Genomic DNA, 17,099 nt, shown 5'->3' with positions numbered 1-17,099 from the left:
CGTCAGCACCGCACTCGCCCCGCTCGACATGGGAGGACCAGCCTGGACCGTCAGCAGACCGAGCCGATTACCGGGTCAACGTTCCGAGATGCGGCACTAGCGCAGGGCTCGGGCCGGCGTCAACGGTCGGGAGACCCCGCCAGCGGGCCGTGAGCCGGGGCGTCCGGGGGCACCGGACGCCCCGGACGGCTCAGGACAGCGGGGTGAGGATGGCCTTCAGGTCGCGCCGACCGGCCAGGCCCAGCTTCCGGTAGACGCGCGACAGGTGGAACTCGACGGTGCGGACGGTCAGGTACTGCTCCTCGGCGATCTGCCTGTTGCTGCGGCCGGTGCGGGCCAGCTCGCCGATCTTGCGCTCCTGCCGGGTGAGGCCGCCGGCCCGGTCCAGTGCGGTCATCCTGGCCAACGCCTCCTCCGCCCGCCCGGACCACAGCGCGTAGCCCGTCCGGCCCGCGGTGTCCCGCACCGCTTCCAGCGTCTTGCGCGCCTCGCCGTGCAGCTCACGCGTGCTCAGCGCCTGGGCCAGGTCGTACCGGGCGTGCAGCGCATCACCCACCGCGCACGTGCCGTCCAGGAGGCTCACCACCTCGCGCAGCGAGGCGGGCTCACCACCCGCGACCAACGCCGCCGCGTGCGAGGCCAGGCCCACCGCGCGCGGGCTGCGCCAGCGCCGTGCCGCCGCCATCTCCTTCGACACCAGCGCCTGCGCCAGGTCGGTGCGGCCCACCGCGTTCGCGCACACCGCCGCCCGCGACCGCCACGGCGCCACCGCCGGGTTGGTCACGGCCCACGCGGTCAGGTCGCGCCCGCAGTCCAGGAAGTCCTCCAGCGCCCGGTCGTACTGGCCGAGCGCGAACCGCAGCGCGCCACGCGCCATGAACAGCTCCGCGCGGTCCTGCACACCGGCCAACGCGCCGCTGAACCCGTGCTCCAGCAACAGGTCGTGTGCCCGGTCCAGCTCGCCGAGGTCGACCAGCGCGGACACCAGCCACGCCACGGCCACGCTGCGGATCTGCCGGCACACGTCCCGCCGCAACGACCCGGCGAGCACCTTGGCCGCGCCGCCCGGGTCGCCGCCCAGCCACATCAGCCGCGCCACCAGCAGCACCACCACGCCCCGCGCCTCGCCGAGGCCGATCACGTCGGGGCTGCGCATCGCGCGGACGCTGAGGTCCATCGCGGTGTCCAGCTCGTCGGCGTAGGCCAGGGCGAGGATCGCGCACCAGAACGCGCCCGGGCCGCGCACACCGGGTAGCGCGAGCAGCTGTCGCGCGGTGGCTACCGTCTCGGCCCGGTCCACGCCCCGGTTCGCCAGTTGCGCGGCCCGCGCGGCGAGCCGCTGTTCCTCCGGCAGGGCCGACGCGTCCTCGCGGGCGCACTGCGCGTCGTCCGGTGACGGGCCTCCCGGCACGTACACCAGGCCGCCCAGCTGCGGTCCGCTCACCCCGGCCGGGCCGGTGGCGAACAGGTCGATCACCTCCCGCACCACCTGGTCGGCCTCGCCCCACCGACCGCGTTCCACCAGCCGGGCCCGGGTCCGCCGCACCTGTTCCAGGGACAACCCGTCGAGGCCGAGGTTGTCGGGCAGCCGGCGCTCCGCCGGCACGCGGCGACGAGTACCGGCGGACCGTTCGACGTCGTGCTCCACACACACCCCCAAGATCCGCGTGCCCGGACACCACGGCCGCGGGCACGGCGCTGTCGTTTCGCCTCTGCGACCCCCTCGGCGCGCGGCGGCGATCGCCGAGGGGTGCGTGGCCACGGGGGATGTGAGCGCGCCGCAGTGCCCGCCGGCCGGTGGTCTCGCCACCGCGGCCGCCGCGGTCGACAGCGCTTCCCGCCCCCGTGGGATTCGCGGTCCCGCGACGCTGCGGGCCGATGCATGGACCGATACGTGCGTCTACACCAGGTTGATCCGTGCTCAGATCGGGCGGAACGTCAACAACGTGACGCGCCCCGCGCCCGGTTCTCCGACCGGCGCGAAACCCGCTTCAGCCCCCAGACGGGTCCAGTCCGCCCATCCCCTTTCCCGGCCACCGAGAATAGCCATCATCTCTATATCCGAAAGCTTACCGAGGTCAGGTACACCTGAACGGGTGAGAAGATGGTTCACAATCCACAACCGAGCGTCACGATCGTCTCCGATGGCCTCCCGGACCCGGGCCAGCACGCGCACCGCGTCCAGGTCTTCCCAATTCTGCAACGAGCGCTTGACCAGGTAGGCGTCGAACCCCGGCGGCACCTTCTCGAAGAAATCGGTCTCGATCGCCTCCGCCCGGTCCGCCACACCGCAGCGGGCGAATTCGTCGGCCGCGCCGGCGATCGCGAGCGGGTGGTCGCACACCGCGCCCGTCACGCCGGGGTGACGGCGCAGCAACCCGGCCAGGAAGCTGCCCCGCCCGCCGCCGACGTCGGCGATCCGCCGGTACCGGCGCGCGTCCAGGTCGTCGAACAGGTCGTAGGTCTCGGGGCCGTCGTTCTGCACCATGGCCCGGTCGAACAGGTCCGAGGCGACCGGATCGCGGCGCAGGTGCTCGTAGAACGGCTCGCCGAACAGGTGGTCGAACGCCGGTTCACCGGTCCGCACGGCGTGGGCCACGTCCTCGTAGGGCCGCCACATCATCGGGTCGGTGAGGAACAGGAACACGTCCCGGAAACCGCCCGGACCGCCGGTGCGCAGGCCGTCCGCGGCCGGGGTGAGGGAGAACCGGCCCGCGCCGTCCTCCACCAGCACGCCCGCCGTCGCCGCGGCCGACAGCACCCGGCGCAGCCGTGACGCGTCCACGCCTGCCAGCGCCGCCAGCTCGCCCGCCGTGCCCGGACCATCGGCCAGCAGGTCCGGGATGCCGAGTTCGACCACGGCGCGGAGCGTGCCGATCGACCACTTCACCGCGGCCAGGTGGAACACCAGTTCGCGCGCGTCACCGCGGGCCGCCGCGGGCAGCACGGGCGCGTTCCCGTCGTCTGCCACGAATTGTGCGCCGTGCATCACCGGACTCCCGTCAGTTGGTTGATCGACCCGTGCACAGCGTCCTCCCCGGCGGTCACGACACCGCCGCCACGAAACCACCGTCGACGCGCAGCACCGCGCCGGTCACGTAATCCGCCTGCCTGCTCGTCAGGTACGCCACGGCCGCCGCCACTTCCTCCGGCGTGCCGTACCGGCCGACGTCGTTCGCCACCCACTCCGCCGCCGCCCGCCGCTCGATCTCCGGCAGCTCGGTGCCCCAGCCGCGCTCCGGGCCGACCTTCACCAGCCACTCGCGCATGTACTCGACCATGACCGGCCCCGGTGACACGACGTTCGACGTCACGCCGGTGCCCTTCAGCTCGCGGGCCAGCGACACGGCGAGGTTGTGCCGGGCGGCCAGGGCCGCCGAGTACTGCGGCTGCACCGCGATCGGCTGGGTGGCCAGGCCGCCGCCGACCTGCACCACACGACCCCAGCCGCGTTCCCGCATGGCGGGTACGAACGCGTGGATCATCCGCACCGCGGACACCACGTTGACCTGGTACGCGGTCACCCACAGGTCCGGGTCCGCGTCCGGCCACGGCACGAGGTCCGTGCCGCCCGCGTTGTTGACCAGGATGTCGACCGGTCCGCCCGCCCGGGCCGCGCGGACCACGTCCGCCGCACCGGCGTCGGTCGCCAGGTCGCCGAGCGCGAGGTCCACCCGGCGGCCGTGGCCGCGCACCTTGTCCGCGACCACCTCGAGCTTGCCCCGGTCACGGCCGTGGACCACGACGTCCGCGCCTTCGGCAGCCAGCAGGTCGGCCACCGCCGCGCCGATGCCGGAACTCGATCCCGTCACCAGCGCCCGTTTGCCGCTCAGCCCCAACTCCACGAATACTCCTCGTGACGGTCATTCGCCGGCGGCCCCTGGACGAGCGCGTTCCCGTGCCGTCCAGGGGCCGATTCCGCAAGTCATCCCTCGATGCGGGCCAACAGCTCTTCGGTCAGCGTCGCCAGCCGTGCCGCGTCCTTCGGCGAGAACAGGCCGTTGTGCACGCTCATCTGCGTGTACATGTTGAACGCGGTCAGCGGTTCGGCCGGCGGGTTGTCCAGCAACCGCACGATCGGCGGCACGACGGCCGTGGCGGGCTTCGCCAGCGCCTTCTGCTGCTCGATGTACATCGCGGTCTGCGGGTCGAACTCACCCACGAACCCGGTCGACGTGGTGCCGGGGTGGAACAGCACGTAGCGCACCGGCCCGTCGCCGTGCCGCTCGGCGAACGTCACGCCGAGCAGGTCGTCCAGCCGCCCGGTCATGAACATCGCGTTGACGCCGTCGTAGCGGCGGGCGCTCTGCAGGTCGTCCCACGCGACCGGGGTGTCGTGCCCGGGGCCCGCCACGTTCACGATCACCGGCCGCTCGGTCTTCTCCAGCGCGGGCCGCAGCCCGTAGCTGAACAGCAGCCTGCTCAGGTAGAACAGCGCGAAGTTGTCCTCCAGGCCCTCCGGGGTCTCCCGCCGGTACGTGCGGAAGAAGCGCGCGCACAGCACCAGGCCGTCGATGGCCGGGTTGGCGTCCAGGATCCGGTCGACCACGTCGCGGTTGGCCGACACCAGGCTCAGGTCGGCCCGGACGAACTCCAGGGAGCCGGGGGCGCGCTCCGCCTCACCGACCAGCGCCTCGCCCTTCCCGGGGTTCGTGCCGAGCGCCACGACGTGGTCACCCCGGGAAAACAGCGCCCGCGCCACGGCCGCGCCGATGCCGTCGGTGGCGCCCGTGATCACGAATGTCCTCTTCAACCCATGCTCCCTGGTTCTCGTTCTACTGGATTTGCCGCGATGAGGGCGAACTCACCGCATCGCCTCGATGACCCGGGCGAACGACATCATCTCGGGTTCGAGGACGCTGAAGTAGGAGATGCCGAATCGCTTGCGCGCCTCGTGCAGTTGCTCCACGCATTCTTCGGGCGTGCCGATCAGCATTGACGGCAACTCGACCAACTGGTCGGTGGTGAGGTCGAGATCATTCTGCCACACATCGGTGATCGCGTGATCACCGCCCGGCGGCAATACGCGGTGCACCGCAATGTTGAGTTCGACGTCGTGCACGCGGTCGCCGAGGTGCGCGTGCACGAATTCCACCCGATCGGCCAACTCCTCGACGGTGCCCAGCTTGAGGCCCTCGCCGTCGCGGACGCGCGTGGTACCGGTGAACGCGACGACGTCGGCGCGCTCGGCCGCGAGCCGCAGCACCCGGTCGCCCCGACCGGCGACCACGACGGGTGCCGGTGCCAGCTCCTTGAGCCGGTCGACGGTCCGCGCCAGGTGCGCGACCCGTTCGGCGGCGGGTGTCCAGGGGATGCCCGCGGCGTCGAACTGGCCGCGTTCGTAGCCCGCGCCGAGGCCTACCTCGACCCGGCCGCCCGAGTACCGGTCGAGGGTCCGGATGTCGCGGGCCAGCACCGCCGGCTCGTAGAACGTCGTGTTCAGCACGAGCGTCCCGAGGCGGATGCGCTCGGTGGCCTCGGCCGCGAGCATCAGGGTGAGCAGCGGCGCCGGCATCCCGAGGTGGTCCGACACCTGGATCACGTCGAAGCCCAGCTGCTCGGCGAGCCTGGCCTTGGCGACCCACTCGGCCCGTTCGACGGGCGTGAAGACGGTGACGCCGAAGCGGAACGGTCGCTCGTGCACGGTGGTCACGCGACTCCCCCTCAGTACGGGCGCGCGGCCCGCGCCGCGCGCAGTGCCGCGCCCCACCAGGCGAGCCGGTCGAGCATGACCTTCACCGCGGCCTCGCTGCCCGCCGCGTCGCGCGGTGCGCCGTCCACGAACAGGTCCCACACGTTGGTGAAGCTCACCGACTCGCGGACGGTCGTGGCGTGCAGCTCGGCGAACACCTGCCGCAGGTGCTCGACCGCGCGCAGGCCCGCGCCCGCGCCGCCGTAGGACACGAACCCGACCGGCTTGGCGTTCCACTCGGCGTTGAACCAGTCGATCGCGTTCTTCAGCGCGGCGGGCGGCGCGTGGTTGTACTCGGGCGTGACGACGACGAACGCGTCGGCGGCGGCGAGCTTGTCCCCCAGCGCGTCACGCACCCGCGCCGTGCCGTGGTCGGGTTGCCTGCCGGGCTCGGGCAGCACCAGCGGCAGCGGGTAGTCGAGCAGGTCGAGCAGCTCCACCCGGAAGTCCGGGTGGGTCCGGGCGACCTTCGCGAACCACTCCGCGGCGGTCGGCGCGAACCGGCCGTCGCGGACGCTGCCCACGACGACGAGGAGGGTGAGCGGTTCTCCGGTCATGACGGGACCTTTCCTGTGGTGGTCGTGCGGAGGCCGGTGAGGGCGACGGCGGCACCGACCGCCGCGGCCGAGGTGAGCAGCACCGTCGCCGCGCGGGGTCCGCCGGTGGTGAGCAGCAGCGCGACCAGGGGCAACGACACGACCGAACCGAGCTGCACGAACGTCTGGTAGACCGGCACGGCCGCGCCGCGGCGTTCGGCCGGCACGGTCGCGGTGGCCTGGAGGTTCAGCGCGACGAACGACAGCACGAACCCGGCCTCGACCAGCAGCAGCACCGGCAGGACCGCGGTCGGGTACGGCTCGGCGGCGGGCCGGGCGAGGTAGAGGGCGTTGCCCGCCAGGCAGCACAGCGCACCGGCCGCGATCAGCCCGGCCGTGCCGAACCGGCGCACGAGCCGCGCGCCGTGCGGTGCGGCGAGGACCAGCGGCAGGCTCGCGGGCAGCAGGGCGAGCGCGAGCTGCCACGGCGGCAGGTGCGCGAGCTGCGTGGTGACCAGCAGCAGCAGCCCGATGTACGTGCCGTTCAGCACGGCGGCGCCGAAACCGGCGCGCAGCAGCGAGCCGTCACGCAGGACGGCGGCGTCCAGCGGCGGTGGCGGTTCGGCCGGCGAGCGCGGGATGACCCGCAGACCGGCGGCGAACAGCACCAGCGCGACCGGTGCGGGGAACAGGAACGTCCAGTGCCAGTCGGCCGCGCTCAGCACGCCGGACAGCAGCAGGCCCGCGGTGAAGCCGGCCGCGCCGAACAGCGAGTACACCGAGACCGCGCGCCGCCGGGCCGCGCCGTCGAACACCGAGACGATGATCGCCAGCCCGGCGGGCGCGGTGAGCGCGGCGCAGAAGCCCTTGACCACGCGGGTCGCGACGAGCACGCCGAACGAGTCGGTCAGGCCCGCGACCACGGACGCGGCGGCGAACAGCAGCATCGCGCCCAGGTAGAGACGCTTGCGGCCGAGGCGGGCGGCCAGGTGCGGTCCCGGCACGAGCAGCAGCGCGAACCCGAGCGCGAAGCCGCTCATCACCCACTGCGCGGCCGGCGTGGTGATGCCGAACCCGGCGCTGAGCGGGGTCAGCGCCGGGAGCACCACGGCGACCTCGAGGGCGTCGAGCAGCATGTTGCCCGACAGGACGAACAGCAGCGCCCACGCCTTGCGGTCCCGGGTGACGCCGTCACGCACGGGCGGGTGCCTTGTCCAGCAGCGGCGCCAGCTCGCGGCTGACCAGCTCCAGGTGCCGGGTCACCAGGTCGTCGGGCATCCCGGCGATGCTGGCCCAGAAGATCACGTGCCGGACCGGGAGGCCTTGGGTGCGTTCCAGGATCCGCGCGGCGGCCTCCTCGGGGGTCATGATCTCCAGCGCGCCCCACGGCCCGTCCTCGCGGCGGTCGCGGAACTCGCCCGGCTCCAGCAGCGGCGGCGGTGGCGCGTCCGTGCCCTCGACGGACAGCTGCCGGTAGGTGTTCATCTGGTGCGCGAGGTGCGGTGCGACGCGCGGCCAGGCCGCGTCCGGGTCGTCGGCGAGCATCACCGGCAGCAGGTCGGACACGCGGGCGGACGCCGGGTCGTGCCCGCCCTCCACCAGCCCGTCGACGTAGTGCCGGAACATCTCGGGCGAGATGTGCAGCAGGCCGATGCCGAGCCGCCCGGCGATGCGCGCGCCGCGCGGTCCGTAGAAACCGCCCCACACCGGGACGGGGTCCTGCAGCGGCAGCGGGGTGATCCCGCCTTCCCGCCACAGCCGCTGGACCTCGCGGATGACGCGTTCGGTCTCGGTGAACCGGCGGGAGTGGTCCGCGCCGACCAGCTCGTACTCGGGCACGCGGTAGCCCGCGCCCAGGCCGAGCTCCAGCCGCCCGCCGCTGATGAGGTCCACCACGGCCGCCTCTTCGGCCAGGTGCGCGGGCTGACGCAGCGCCGGGAGGGTGACGGCGGTGCCGATGCGGGCGTTGCGGGTGCGTGCCGCCGCGGCGGCGGCGAAGGTCAGCGGCTGGGGCAGGTAGCCGTCGGGGAACAGGTGGTGCTCGGTGAACCACAGGCCGCCGGCACCGAGCCGGTCGGCCTCCTCGCACAGCTCCAGGCTGCGCGCGTAGTGATCCGCCCAGGGCCGTTCCCACTGCGCCGGGTTGCGCAGGTCGAAGATGAAGCCGACGTCCATACCGGGTCTCCTTGGTCAGTTACGCCAGGTGCGCGCGCCCGCGAAGCCCGCGACGCGCTCGGGCCTGCGCCACCGCGCCGACCGCCGGGGTGCCTCTTCCGCCACGGCGACCGCCGCCACCCGCCGTTGGAGGACGGCGGCCAACGCCGCCAGCTCCACCGCGTCGGGTTCGCCCTTCTCGACGCGCAGCAGCAGTCCGGGCTGTGGGTCACCCGTCGCCGCCGTCTCATCGCCCAGGGCGGCGGCGCGGTCCGCGGGGGCGTGCCTGTGCGCGGACGTCATTGCGGTGGGTTGCCGTGCTTGCGGCGCGGCAGGTCGGCGTCCTTGGTCTCCAGCATCGCGAACGTCCGCACGAGCACCTCGCGGGTGCGGCGCGGGTCGATCACGTCGTCCACCAGGCCGCGCTCGGCCGCGTAGAACGGGTGGACCAGTTCCTCGCGGTACCGGGCGATCTTCTCCTGCCTGGTCCGCGCGGGATCGGGCGACGCGGCGATCTCCCGCCGGAACACGACGTCCGCCGCCGCCTCCGCGCCCATCACCGCGATCTCGTTGGTGGGCCACGCGTACGCGACGTCCGCGCCGATCGAGCGCGAGTCCATCACGATGTACGCGCCGCCGTAAGCCTTCCGCAGCACCACCGACACCCGCGGCACGGTGGCGTTGCAGTACGCGTACAGCAGCTTCGCACCGCGCCGGATGATGCCGTCGTGCTCCTGGTCCACCCCGGGCAGGAAGCCCGGCACGTCGACCAGGGTCAGCAGCGGGATGTTGAACGAGTCGCAGAACTGGACGAACCGCGCGCCCTTCTCGCTCGCCCGGATGTCCAGCACGCCCGCCAACGCCGACGGCTGGCTCGCCACGATCCCGACCAGCTGCCCGTCCAGCCGGGCGAACGAGCACACCAGGTTCGGCGCCCACAGCGCGTGCACCTCGAAGTGGTGCCCGTCGTCCACGATCTCCTCGATCACGTCCCGCACGTCGTAGGACCGGCTGCCGTCCACCGGAACCAGGTCGAGCAGCCCGTCACCGGGCCGGTCCACCGGGTCGTCACCGCGCACGACGGGCGGCAGCTCGCGGTTGTTGGCGGGCAGCATGGACAGCAGCAGTCGCACGTCGGCCAGGCAGCTCTCCTCGTCGTCGTAGACGAAGTGCGCCACCCCGGACGTGCCGCCGTGCACCTCCGCGCCGCCGAGCCCGTCCATCGAGATCTCTTCACCGGTCACCGTGCGGACCACGTCCGGCCCGGTGATGAACATCTGCGAGATGTCGCGCACCATGAACACGAAGTCGGTCAACGCGGGCGAGTACGCGGCACCACCGGCGCACGGCCCCAGCATCACGCTGATCTGCGGGATCACCCCGGACGCGCGCACGTTGCGCTGGAAGATCCCGCCGTAGCCCGCGAGCGCCGACACGCCTTCCTGGATGCGCGCGCCCGCGCCGTCGTTGAGCGACACCAGGGGCGCGCCCGCCGCGATGGCCAGGTCCATCACCTTGTGGATCTTCTGGGCGTGCGCCTCGCCGAGCGCGCCGCCGAACGCGCGGAAGTCGTGCGCGTAGACGAACACCCGGCGTCCGTCCACCGTGCCCCACCCGGCCACCACGCCGTCGCCGTGCGGGCGCTTGGCCTCCAGGCCGAACCCGGTGGCGCGGTGCCGCCGCAACGGCTCCAGCTCGCTGAACGAGCCCTTGTCCAACAGCAGCTCGATCCGCTCGTACGCGGTGAGCTTGCCCTTGGCGTGCTGGCGTTCGGTGGCGCGCGGGTCGGGGCCGACCCTGGTCAGCTCCTTCACCGCGGCCAGTTCGCCGATCCGGTCGACGTGCGTCTCCGGTTCCCGGACTGTCGTCATGCTTCCCCCGATCTCAGCCCAGCAGGGTGCCGCCGCTGGCGTCGATGAACGCGCCGGTGATCCAGCGCGCGTCCTCGGTGGCCAGGAACGCCACCACGTTCGCCACGTCCTGCGCCTTCGCGACCTGCTTGAACGCCGACAGCTGCGACATCGCCTCGACGATCTCCGGCACGTCGAACACCGGGCTGCCGTTGTCGGTGATGCCCGGTGCGACGCTGTTCACCGTGATGCCGCGCGGCGCCAGGTGGCGCGCCATGTGCAGCGACAGCTGCTCGATCGCGCCCTTGCTCATCGAGTACGCCAGCTGCTCGGGGTTCGCGACCCGCGTGACGCCGGACGAGATGTTGATGATCCGGCCGTTGTCGGCCAGCTGCGACGAAGCGCGCTGCACGATGAAGAACGGCGCCTTGGCGTTGACCGCCATCAGCCGGTCGAAGTCCTCCGGCGTCACGTCCTCCGGCGCGAGGCCCGCCGCGGTCTGCGCCGCCGCGTTGTTCACCACGATGTCCAACGTCGTGGTGCCGGTGCGTTCGCGCAGACCCTGCTCCAGGCCGAGGAACAGCTCGTGCACGTCACCGGGCACGCCGAGTTCGGCGCGCACGGCGAACGCCCGGCCGCCGTCCTTCTCGATCAGCGCGACGGTCTCGGCCGCCGCCTCGTCGTTGCTCGCGTAGTGGACGGCGACCAGCGCGCCCTCCTCGGCCAGCCGCTGCGCGGTGGCCCGTCCGATGCCCCGGCTGGCGCCGGTGACCAGCGCGGTCTTGCCTTCGAGCTTGCCCATCGTGGTCCTCTCCTGAGGTGTGTCCCGTGGCCCGGGTGGCGTGTCGAGGCCGCTCGCCCTCGGCGTGTCGAGGCCGCTGACCATCCCGGCGAGGTGCGCCCGCACGGCGTCGAACCGCATCAGCTCGCCGAAGACCTCGCGCAGCGGCTCCACCTCGGGCCCGCCGAGCAGCAGCAGCGCCTGCGCCTGGATGTTGGTCAAGGTCCGTGCGCCCACGGCGCGCCGCACGGCGTCGTACCGCTCCAGCGGCCCGTCGTCGCCGCCCGCGAGCCGGGCGAGCAGCCGCTGCCCGAGTTCGGCGGCGTCCTGCAGGCCGAGGTTGAGCGCCTGGCCGCCGACCGGCATCTGCCGGTGCGCGGCGTCACCCGCGAGCAGCACCCGGCCTCGGCGGTAGGTCGCGGCCTGGCGGCGGGTGTTGCCGAACGCGTTGAGCCACGTCGGCCGGCCGCCGCCGATGTCCTCGCCGGTGACCTTCGCCCACGCCTCGACGACCTCCCCGAACGTCGGCGGCCCGGTGCGCGGCGACGGTGTCGTGCCGAACACGTGCACCATCACCCGGGTGCTGCCGTCCGGCCAGCGGTGGGCCGTGGCCAGGCCGTCCGGGTGCCGCTCGAACCGCCGGTCCGGGATGTCGAGGCCCTCGACGTCGGCCCTCAGCATCTCCAGCGTGGCGTCCTCGCCGGGGAAGTCGAACCCGGCGAGCACCCGCACGCTGCTCTCTTCACCGTCGCAGCCGACCAGGTAGGCGGCGGAGATCCGGTCGGTCCCGGATACCGCGACGACGTGGTCCTCGTGCCGGCCGAGGTCGGTCAGCTCCCGTCCGCGCAGCACCCGCGCGCCCAGCCGGACCGCACGGTCGCCGAGCACCTGCTCCAGCACGGCCTGCGGGCACTTCCACTGCCCGGCGAAGCGGTGGCCGGGGTCGGCCGCGGTGAGGTCGAGCCGGATGCCGCCGAAGTGGCCGGGGCCGCCCGACGGCAGTTCGCCGAGCACCTCCAGCACGCCGCGCTCGGCCAGCACGTCCATGGTGCGGGCGTGCAGGGTCGAGGCGCGCGACTCGGTGGTGGGCACGGTCAGCCGCTCCAGCACGGTGACCCGCGCGCCACCCGCGCACAGGTCGCCCGCGAGCAGCAGTCCGACCGGACCCGCCCCGACCACGACGACGTCGGTGTCCATCGCGTCAGCGCCGCGCTTCCGCGTAGGCCTTGGCGTGGTTGAGCGTCGCCCGGCTGTTGTTGCCGAGCGCGTCCCGGATGAACGTCCGCGCCTCCGCGACGCCCGCGTCCGGGCCGAGCACCTTGGCGATGTTGTCCGCGTTGATGATCACCGTGTGCTGGGACGACGCCGTGGTGACCCCGTCGCCGTCCTCCTCGAACGTCCAGTACCCGGTGTGCAGGGCCATCAGCGCGGGCAGGGTGGTCTGCTTGTAGGCGATCTTGTGGTGCGGGAAGCAGACCCGGACCGACTCGGTGGTGTGCGACGAGCCGTCCTTGGTGAGCGTCTCCATCCGCAGCACCTGCAGGCCCGGCGTGTCCTCGGTCAACGTCACCGACGCCACGTGCGGCAGGCGCTCGGTCCACCGGCCCGCGTCGTTGACGAAGTCGTAGACGTCCTTGGCGGCGCCGTCGATCGTGACGGAGTCCACGAAGGACAGCGTCAGCTCCGCGGTCCGGGTGGCCAGCTCGACGTTGGCCTTCAACGACGGCAGCTCCGCCTTGCTGTTGCGGTCCACCGCCTCGTCGATCCACTCCAGGCCCTCGGGGTCGTCGTCGATCGCGCGGTAGGTGTGCAGCAGGCGCAACCGGGTCTGCTCGCCCTGCGGCTCGATGACCCAGGTGCCGCTCATCTCCGCCACCGGCGGCGACGACACCTCCTGGGCGAACGTGATGCGCAGGTTGTCCGGGTCCAGCTCGCGGCGCGAGGTCCAGTTCTTGGGCTCGCCGTTGGCCGTCGCCCAGATCCGGATGCGCTCGCTGTCGCCCTCGCGCTCCAGGTAGTCGACGTACACCGAGGGCGGGAACAGCCTGGGCCAGTTCTCCACCTCGGCGAGCATGCGGTAGACGTCCGCGGGCGGTGCCTGCACGGTGATCTCGTGCTCGACCTCGCGGACGGGAAATCCGGTCATGGGTGTCCTCCCCGGTCGGTGCTGCTCAGAAGTTGCCCAGGCCGCCGCAGACGTTGAGCGCCTGCGAGGTGATCGACGCGGCGGTGTCCGAGGCCAGGTAGCCGACCAGGCCCGCCACCTCCTCGGGCGTGGAGTACCGGCCGAGGGGGATCTTGGCGGTGAACTTCTCCATGATCGCCTCCTCGGAGGTCTGGTACGCCGCCGCGTAGCCCTGCCGGACCCGTTGCGCCATCGGCGTTTCCACGTATCCGGGGCACACGGCGTTGACCGTGATGCCGGTCGGCGCCAGCTCGTTGCCCAGGGCCTTGGTGAAACCGACGACGCCGTGCTTGGACGCCGAGTACGGGGCGCCCAGCACCACGCCCTGCTTGCCCGCGGTGGAGGCGATGTTGATGATCCGGCCGCGGTCCTTGCGCCGCATGCCACCGGTGTTGAGCACCTCGCGGGTGACCAGGAAGACGCTGGTGAGGTTGGTCGCGATGACGTCGAGCCACAGGTCGTCGTCGAGGTCTGCGGTCACGCCGCCGCCGCTGCGGCCCGCGTTGTTGACCAGCACGTCGATCGGGCCGTAGCGGTCCACGGCGGCCCGCACGACGCGGGCGATGTCGGCCTTCTCCCGCACGTCGCCGGTCGTGCCGTCCACGTCCAGGCCGTCGTCCTGCAGTTCCTTGATGGTGCGCACCAGCGCTTCCTCACCGCGGGCGCACAGGAAGACCCGGTGCCCCTGCTCGGCGAGCAACCGCGCGGTGGCCAGGCCGATACCGCTCGTCGCGCCGGTGACCAGCGCGACCTTTCCGTTGTCCGTCATGGTCATTCCTTCCGGCCGGAGGCCGCTCAGACCGCTCGGGCGGCGAGGTGGGAGTTGACGAGGTCGACCAGGGCGGCGGGTGTGCGCGCGTCGGCCAGCGCGTCCTCGTCCAGGGAGATGCCGTACTCGCGCTCGATGCGGCTGCCGGTCTCCAGCAGCGCCAGCGACTCGTAGCCCAGCTCCTCGAAGTCGCTCCCGGCGATGTCGCCGTCGAGGTCGACGGTCTCGTCGGTGCCGGCGCCCTCGCGGAGGATGCGTTTCAGGTCGTCGATGGTGAACTTCGCGGACATGGTGGATCCTCTCGGCAAGTCTCAGGACGGGTCCGGTGCGCGCAGGACCACCGCGGAGTTGAACCCGCCGTGGCCGCGCGCGACCACCAGCGCGGCACGCGGGTGCGCGCGGCGCGGCTCGCCCGTGACCAGGTCCAGCTCGTAGCGCTCGGACGGGCGGGTGTTGACCGTGGGCGGGATCAGGCCCTCGCGCAGCGACAGCAGCGCGGCGGCCAGGTCCAGCGGCGCGGCACCGGAGTACAGCCGCCCGGTCCCGGTCTTCGGTGCCGTGACCGGCACCCCGCGCGGGCCGAAGACCTTGGTGATCGCCTCCGCCTCGGCCCGGTCCAGCTCCGGCACCGCGGCGGCGTCGGCGAACACCACGCCGATCTCGTCGGCCACCGCGCCCGCGTCGGCCAACGCGCGCTGGATCGCCTTCTGCAACGTCGGCGCTCGGTCACGTCCCGGCGCCGGGTCCATCGTGGACGCGTGACCGGCGATCTCGCCGTAGACGCGGGCACCGCGGGCGGCGGCGTGCGCGCCGTCCTCCAGCACCAGCAGCGCGCCGCCCTCGCCCGGCACGTGGCCGGCGGCGTCCTCGTCGAACGGCAGGTACGCGCGCCGCGGGTCGTCGTGCTCGCTGAGCCGGCCGCTGGTGAGCTGCGCGACCCAGCCCCACGGGCAGATCGACGCGTCCACCGCGCCCGCCAGCACCACCGACGTGCCGTTGCGGATCTGGCGGCGGGCCTGCGCCACCGCGTCCAGGCCGCCCGCCTGGTCGCTCACCACCACGCTGCTCGGGCCGCGCAGCCCGTTGCGGATGGAGATCTGGCCGCTGTTCACCGCGTAGAACCAGGCGAACGACTGGTAGGCGCTGACGTACTGGCCGCCCTTGCTCCACAGCGCCCGCAGCTCGTTCTGGCCGAACTCGAAACCGCCCGAGTGGCTGGCGGTGATCACGCCGATGTCGTAGTCGGGCAGGTCGGACGGCGTCAGCTCGGCGTCGGCGAACGCCCAGTCGGCGGCCACCAGCGCGAGCCTGGTCATCCGGTCGGTCTGCGGCAGCAGCCTGCCCGGCAGGTGGTCCTCGTCGACGAAGTCGCGGATCTCGCCCGCGAGCCGGGCCGGGTAGCCGGACGGGTCGAACCGGGAGATCCGGTCCAGCGCGCCGACGCCCGCCAGGGTGTTGGCCCAGTAGGCGTCCACACCGAGCCCGGTCGGCGCGGCCACGCCCAGGCCCGTCACCACGACGCTCACGACCGCACCAGCCCCGGGTCGGCGAGCACCACGGCGCTCTGGAAGCCGCCGAACCCGCTGCCGACCGACAGCACCGCGTCGGTCCGCCAGTCGCGGGCCACCAGCGGCACGTAGTCCAGGTCGCACTCCGGGTCCGGTGTGTGCAGGTTCGCCGTGGGCGGCACCACGTCGTGCTGCATGGCCAGCACCGACGCGGCCACCTCGATCGAGCCGATCGCGCCGAGCGAGTGCCCGACCATGGACTTGATCGAGCTGACCGGCACGCGGTAGGCGTGCTCGCCGAGGCTGCGCTTGAACGCCGCCGTCTCGTGCCGGTCGTTCTGCCGGGTGCCGGAGCCGTGCGCGTTGACGTAGTCGATGTCCTCCGGGTTGAGCCGCGCCTGCGCCAGCGCCACCCGGATCGCCTCGGCCATCTCCCGGCCATCGGGCTTGAGGCCGGTCATGTGGAACGCGTTGGAGCGCGTCGCGTACCCGGCGACCTCGGCGTACACCTTCGCGCCGCGGGCGCGGGCGCTCTCCAGCTCCTCCAGCACGAACACCGCCGCGCCCTCGCCGAGCACGAACCCGTTGCGGCTCGCGTCGAACGGCCGCGAGGCGTGCTCCGGGTCGTCGTTGCGCGGCGTGGTGGCCTTGATCGCGTCGAAGCAGGCCACCGTGATCGGCGAGATCGGCGCGTCGGTGGCGCCCGCGACCATCACGTCCGCCGAACCCTCGCGGATCACGTCGGTGGCGTAACCGATCGCGTCCAGGCCCGACGTGCAGCCGGTGGAGACGACCGTGCTCGGCCCCTCCGCGCCGACCGCCCAGGCGACCTCCGTCGCGAACGAGCTCGGCGCGAGGTAGTTGTACAGGTGCGGCACGGCGTACCGGTGGTCGACCAGCTCCAGCCTGCCGCCGTCGCTGACCGTCCGGTACTCCTCGTCCAGGCCCATCGTGGCGCCGACCGCGCTGCCGATGGTCACGCCGACCCGGTCGGGGTCGACCGAGGAGAACTCCAGCCCGCTGTCCTCCACCGCCTGGCGGGCCGTGACGACGGCGAACTGGGCGGCCCGGTCCATCCGCCGGATCTCCTGCGGGCTCAGGCCGTGCAGCTCGGCGTCGAAGTCGACCTCGGCCGCCACCTGCGAGCGGAACGGCGACGGGTCGAAGAACGAGATGCGGCGGGTGGCGGTGCGACCCGCGGTGAGCAGGTCCCAGAAACTCTTCACGCCCGGTGTGCCGGGGGCGGTGACACCTACCCCCGTGATCACCACTCGACGGTTGGTCACGGTGTGCTCCAGTGGTAGAACCGGCTCGCCATCGCGTCCGCGGGCGAGCGCCACGTCTTCGGGTCGTAGGCCTCGATGAACGGCTTGAGGTCGTCGCTGATCCGGACGAAGCGCGGGTCGCCCTTGGCGTCCTCGATGCGCTCGCCGCCGTGGTCCTCGTCGAAGTCCTGCAGGTGGAAGTACAGGCCGCGGTAGTGGAAGAGCTGGCGCCGCCGGGTGCCCATGAGGCCCGGCATGTCGCTCTGGTCGAACTCCCGGAACAGCGCGGCCACGTCGCCCGCGGATCCGGGGTCCATCCGTGCCACGATCAAGGTGCTGTGCATCGCTCCTCCTCCTGC

The 17,099-nt window shown here is 72.8% G+C and carries 17 protein-coding genes; all 17 read right to left on the bottom strand.

The features are described 5' to 3' along the window. Window positions 1–190: 190 nt before the first annotated feature. Window positions 191–1,606 (bottom strand): helix-turn-helix domain-containing protein, encoded by a 1,416-nt coding sequence (locus B0I31_RS38360; RefSeq protein WP_146174114.1) that lies wholly within the window; start codon window positions 1,604–1,606, stop codon window positions 191–193. A gap of 315 nt (window positions 1,607–1,921) precedes the next feature. Continuing rightward, complete coding sequence (locus tag B0I31_RS38355; RefSeq protein ID WP_106620289.1) at window positions 1,922–2,989, bottom strand: methyltransferase; 1,068 nt, start codon at window positions 2,987–2,989, stop codon at window positions 1,922–1,924. Between the two features lie 55 nt (window positions 2,990–3,044). Further along, window positions 3,045–3,845, bottom strand: a complete 801-nt coding sequence (locus B0I31_RS38350) for an SDR family NAD(P)-dependent oxidoreductase (RefSeq protein ID WP_106620288.1) — start codon at window positions 3,843–3,845, stop codon at window positions 3,045–3,047. An 80-nt stretch (window positions 3,846–3,925) separates the two neighbouring features. Then, a complete protein-coding gene (locus B0I31_RS38345; protein WP_245950755.1) occupies window positions 3,926–4,753 on the bottom strand; it encodes an SDR family NAD(P)-dependent oxidoreductase in 828 nt (275 codons plus the stop codon). 51 nt (window positions 4,754–4,804) lie between these two features. Then, entirely contained in the window at window positions 4,805–5,653 is an 849-nt protein-coding gene (locus B0I31_RS38340; RefSeq protein ID WP_106620286.1) for a TIGR03621 family F420-dependent LLM class oxidoreductase, read from the bottom strand. A gap of 11 nt (window positions 5,654–5,664) precedes the next feature. Continuing rightward, the gene (locus B0I31_RS38335; protein WP_106620285.1) at window positions 5,665–6,249 is read right to left on the bottom strand and encodes an NADPH-dependent FMN reductase; all 585 of its coding nucleotides are present in this window, start codon (window positions 6,247–6,249) and stop codon (window positions 5,665–5,667) included. Next, window positions 6,246–7,427, bottom strand: a complete 1,182-nt coding sequence (locus B0I31_RS38330; RefSeq protein WP_219910994.1) for an MFS transporter — start codon at window positions 7,425–7,427, stop codon at window positions 6,246–6,248. Before B0I31_RS38330 ends, B0I31_RS38335 begins: the two co-directional genes overlap by 4 nt. Continuing rightward, entirely contained in the window at window positions 7,420–8,403 is a 984-nt protein-coding gene (locus tag B0I31_RS38325; RefSeq protein ID WP_106620284.1) for an LLM class flavin-dependent oxidoreductase, read from the bottom strand. The genes B0I31_RS38330 and B0I31_RS38325 overlap by 8 nt, the downstream gene beginning before the upstream one ends. Before the next feature lie 15 nt (window positions 8,404–8,418). Beyond that, window positions 8,419–8,685 (bottom strand): acyl-CoA carboxylase epsilon subunit, encoded by a 267-nt coding sequence (locus B0I31_RS38320; protein ID WP_106620283.1) that lies wholly within the window; start codon window positions 8,683–8,685, stop codon window positions 8,419–8,421. Continuing rightward, the gene (locus B0I31_RS38315) at window positions 8,682–10,253 is read right to left on the bottom strand and encodes an acyl-CoA carboxylase subunit beta (protein ID WP_106620282.1); all 1,572 of its coding nucleotides are present in this window, start codon (window positions 10,251–10,253) and stop codon (window positions 8,682–8,684) included. The genes B0I31_RS38320 and B0I31_RS38315 overlap by 4 nt, the downstream gene beginning before the upstream one ends. 13 nt (window positions 10,254–10,266) lie before the next feature. Further along, complete coding sequence (locus B0I31_RS42845) at window positions 10,267–12,210, bottom strand: SDR family oxidoreductase (protein WP_106620281.1); 1,944 nt, start codon at window positions 12,208–12,210, stop codon at window positions 10,267–10,269. A gap of 4 nt (window positions 12,211–12,214) precedes the next feature. Beyond that, the gene (locus tag B0I31_RS38305; protein WP_106620280.1) at window positions 12,215–13,159 is read right to left on the bottom strand and encodes an aromatase/cyclase; all 945 of its coding nucleotides are present in this window, start codon (window positions 13,157–13,159) and stop codon (window positions 12,215–12,217) included. Between the two features lie 25 nt (window positions 13,160–13,184). Next, complete coding sequence (gene fabG, locus B0I31_RS38300) at window positions 13,185–13,967, bottom strand: 3-oxoacyl-ACP reductase FabG (protein WP_106620279.1); 783 nt, start codon at window positions 13,965–13,967, stop codon at window positions 13,185–13,187. Between the two features lie 26 nt (window positions 13,968–13,993). Then, the gene (locus B0I31_RS38295) at window positions 13,994–14,257 is read right to left on the bottom strand and encodes an acyl carrier protein (protein ID WP_106620278.1); all 264 of its coding nucleotides are present in this window, start codon (window positions 14,255–14,257) and stop codon (window positions 13,994–13,996) included. Between the two features lie 21 nt (window positions 14,258–14,278). Beyond that, on the bottom strand, window positions 14,279–15,493 hold the full coding sequence (locus tag B0I31_RS38290; protein WP_106620277.1) for a ketosynthase chain-length factor: 1,215 nt from the start codon (window positions 15,491–15,493) through the stop codon (window positions 14,279–14,281). After that, the gene (locus tag B0I31_RS38285; RefSeq protein WP_106620276.1) at window positions 15,490–16,761 is read right to left on the bottom strand and encodes a beta-ketoacyl-[acyl-carrier-protein] synthase family protein; all 1,272 of its coding nucleotides are present in this window, start codon (window positions 16,759–16,761) and stop codon (window positions 15,490–15,492) included. The genes B0I31_RS38290 and B0I31_RS38285 overlap by 4 nt, the downstream gene beginning before the upstream one ends. Further along, window positions 16,758–17,084: a TcmI family type II polyketide cyclase gene (locus B0I31_RS38280; protein WP_106620275.1), complete on the bottom strand. Its 327-nt coding sequence runs from the start codon at window positions 17,082–17,084 to the stop codon at window positions 16,758–16,760. Before B0I31_RS38280 ends, B0I31_RS38285 begins: the two co-directional genes overlap by 4 nt. Between the last annotated feature and the right edge of the window lie 15 nt (window positions 17,085–17,099).

Origin of the sequence: Saccharothrix carnea (genome assembly GCF_003014735.1) — a bacterium.
Taxonomy (GTDB): Bacteria; Actinomycetota; Actinomycetes; order Mycobacteriales; family Pseudonocardiaceae; genus Actinosynnema; species Actinosynnema carneum.
The sequence above is the reverse complement of the archived record's forward strand: the minus strand, read 5'-3'. Positions and strand labels throughout refer to the sequence as shown.

What these genes read in the sequence shown, in the direction of transcription:
- B0I31_RS38355 (WP_106620289.1), bottom strand. Translation starts at nt 2,989, where the DNA reads ATGCACGGCGCACAATTCGTGGCAGACGACGGGAACGCGCCCGTGCTG.
- B0I31_RS38335 (WP_106620285.1), bottom strand. Translation starts at nt 6,249, where the DNA reads ATGACCGGAGAACCGCTCACCCTCCTCGTCGTCGTGGGCAGCGTCCGC.
- B0I31_RS38325 (WP_106620284.1), bottom strand. Translation starts at nt 8,403, where the DNA reads ATGGACGTCGGCTTCATCTTCGACCTGCGCAACCCGGCGCAGTGGGAA.
- B0I31_RS38320 (WP_106620283.1), bottom strand. Translation starts at nt 8,685, where the DNA reads ATGACGTCCGCGCACAGGCACGCCCCCGCGGACCGCGCCGCCGCCCTG.
- B0I31_RS38315 (WP_106620282.1), bottom strand. Translation starts at nt 10,253, where the DNA reads ATGACGACAGTCCGGGAACCGGAGACGCACGTCGACCGGATCGGCGAA.
- B0I31_RS42845 (WP_106620281.1), bottom strand. Translation starts at nt 12,210, where the DNA reads ATGGACACCGACGTCGTCGTGGTCGGGGCGGGTCCGGTCGGACTGCTG.
- B0I31_RS38305 (WP_106620280.1), bottom strand. Translation starts at nt 13,159, where the DNA reads ATGACCGGATTTCCCGTCCGCGAGGTCGAGCACGAGATCACCGTGCAG.
- fabG (WP_106620279.1), bottom strand. Translation starts at nt 13,967, where the DNA reads ATGACGGACAACGGAAAGGTCGCGCTGGTCACCGGCGCGACGAGCGGT.
- B0I31_RS38295 (WP_106620278.1), bottom strand. Translation starts at nt 14,257, where the DNA reads ATGTCCGCGAAGTTCACCATCGACGACCTGAAACGCATCCTCCGCGAG.
- B0I31_RS38280 (WP_106620275.1), bottom strand. Translation starts at nt 17,084, where the DNA reads ATGCACAGCACCTTGATCGTGGCACGGATGGACCCCGGATCCGCGGGC.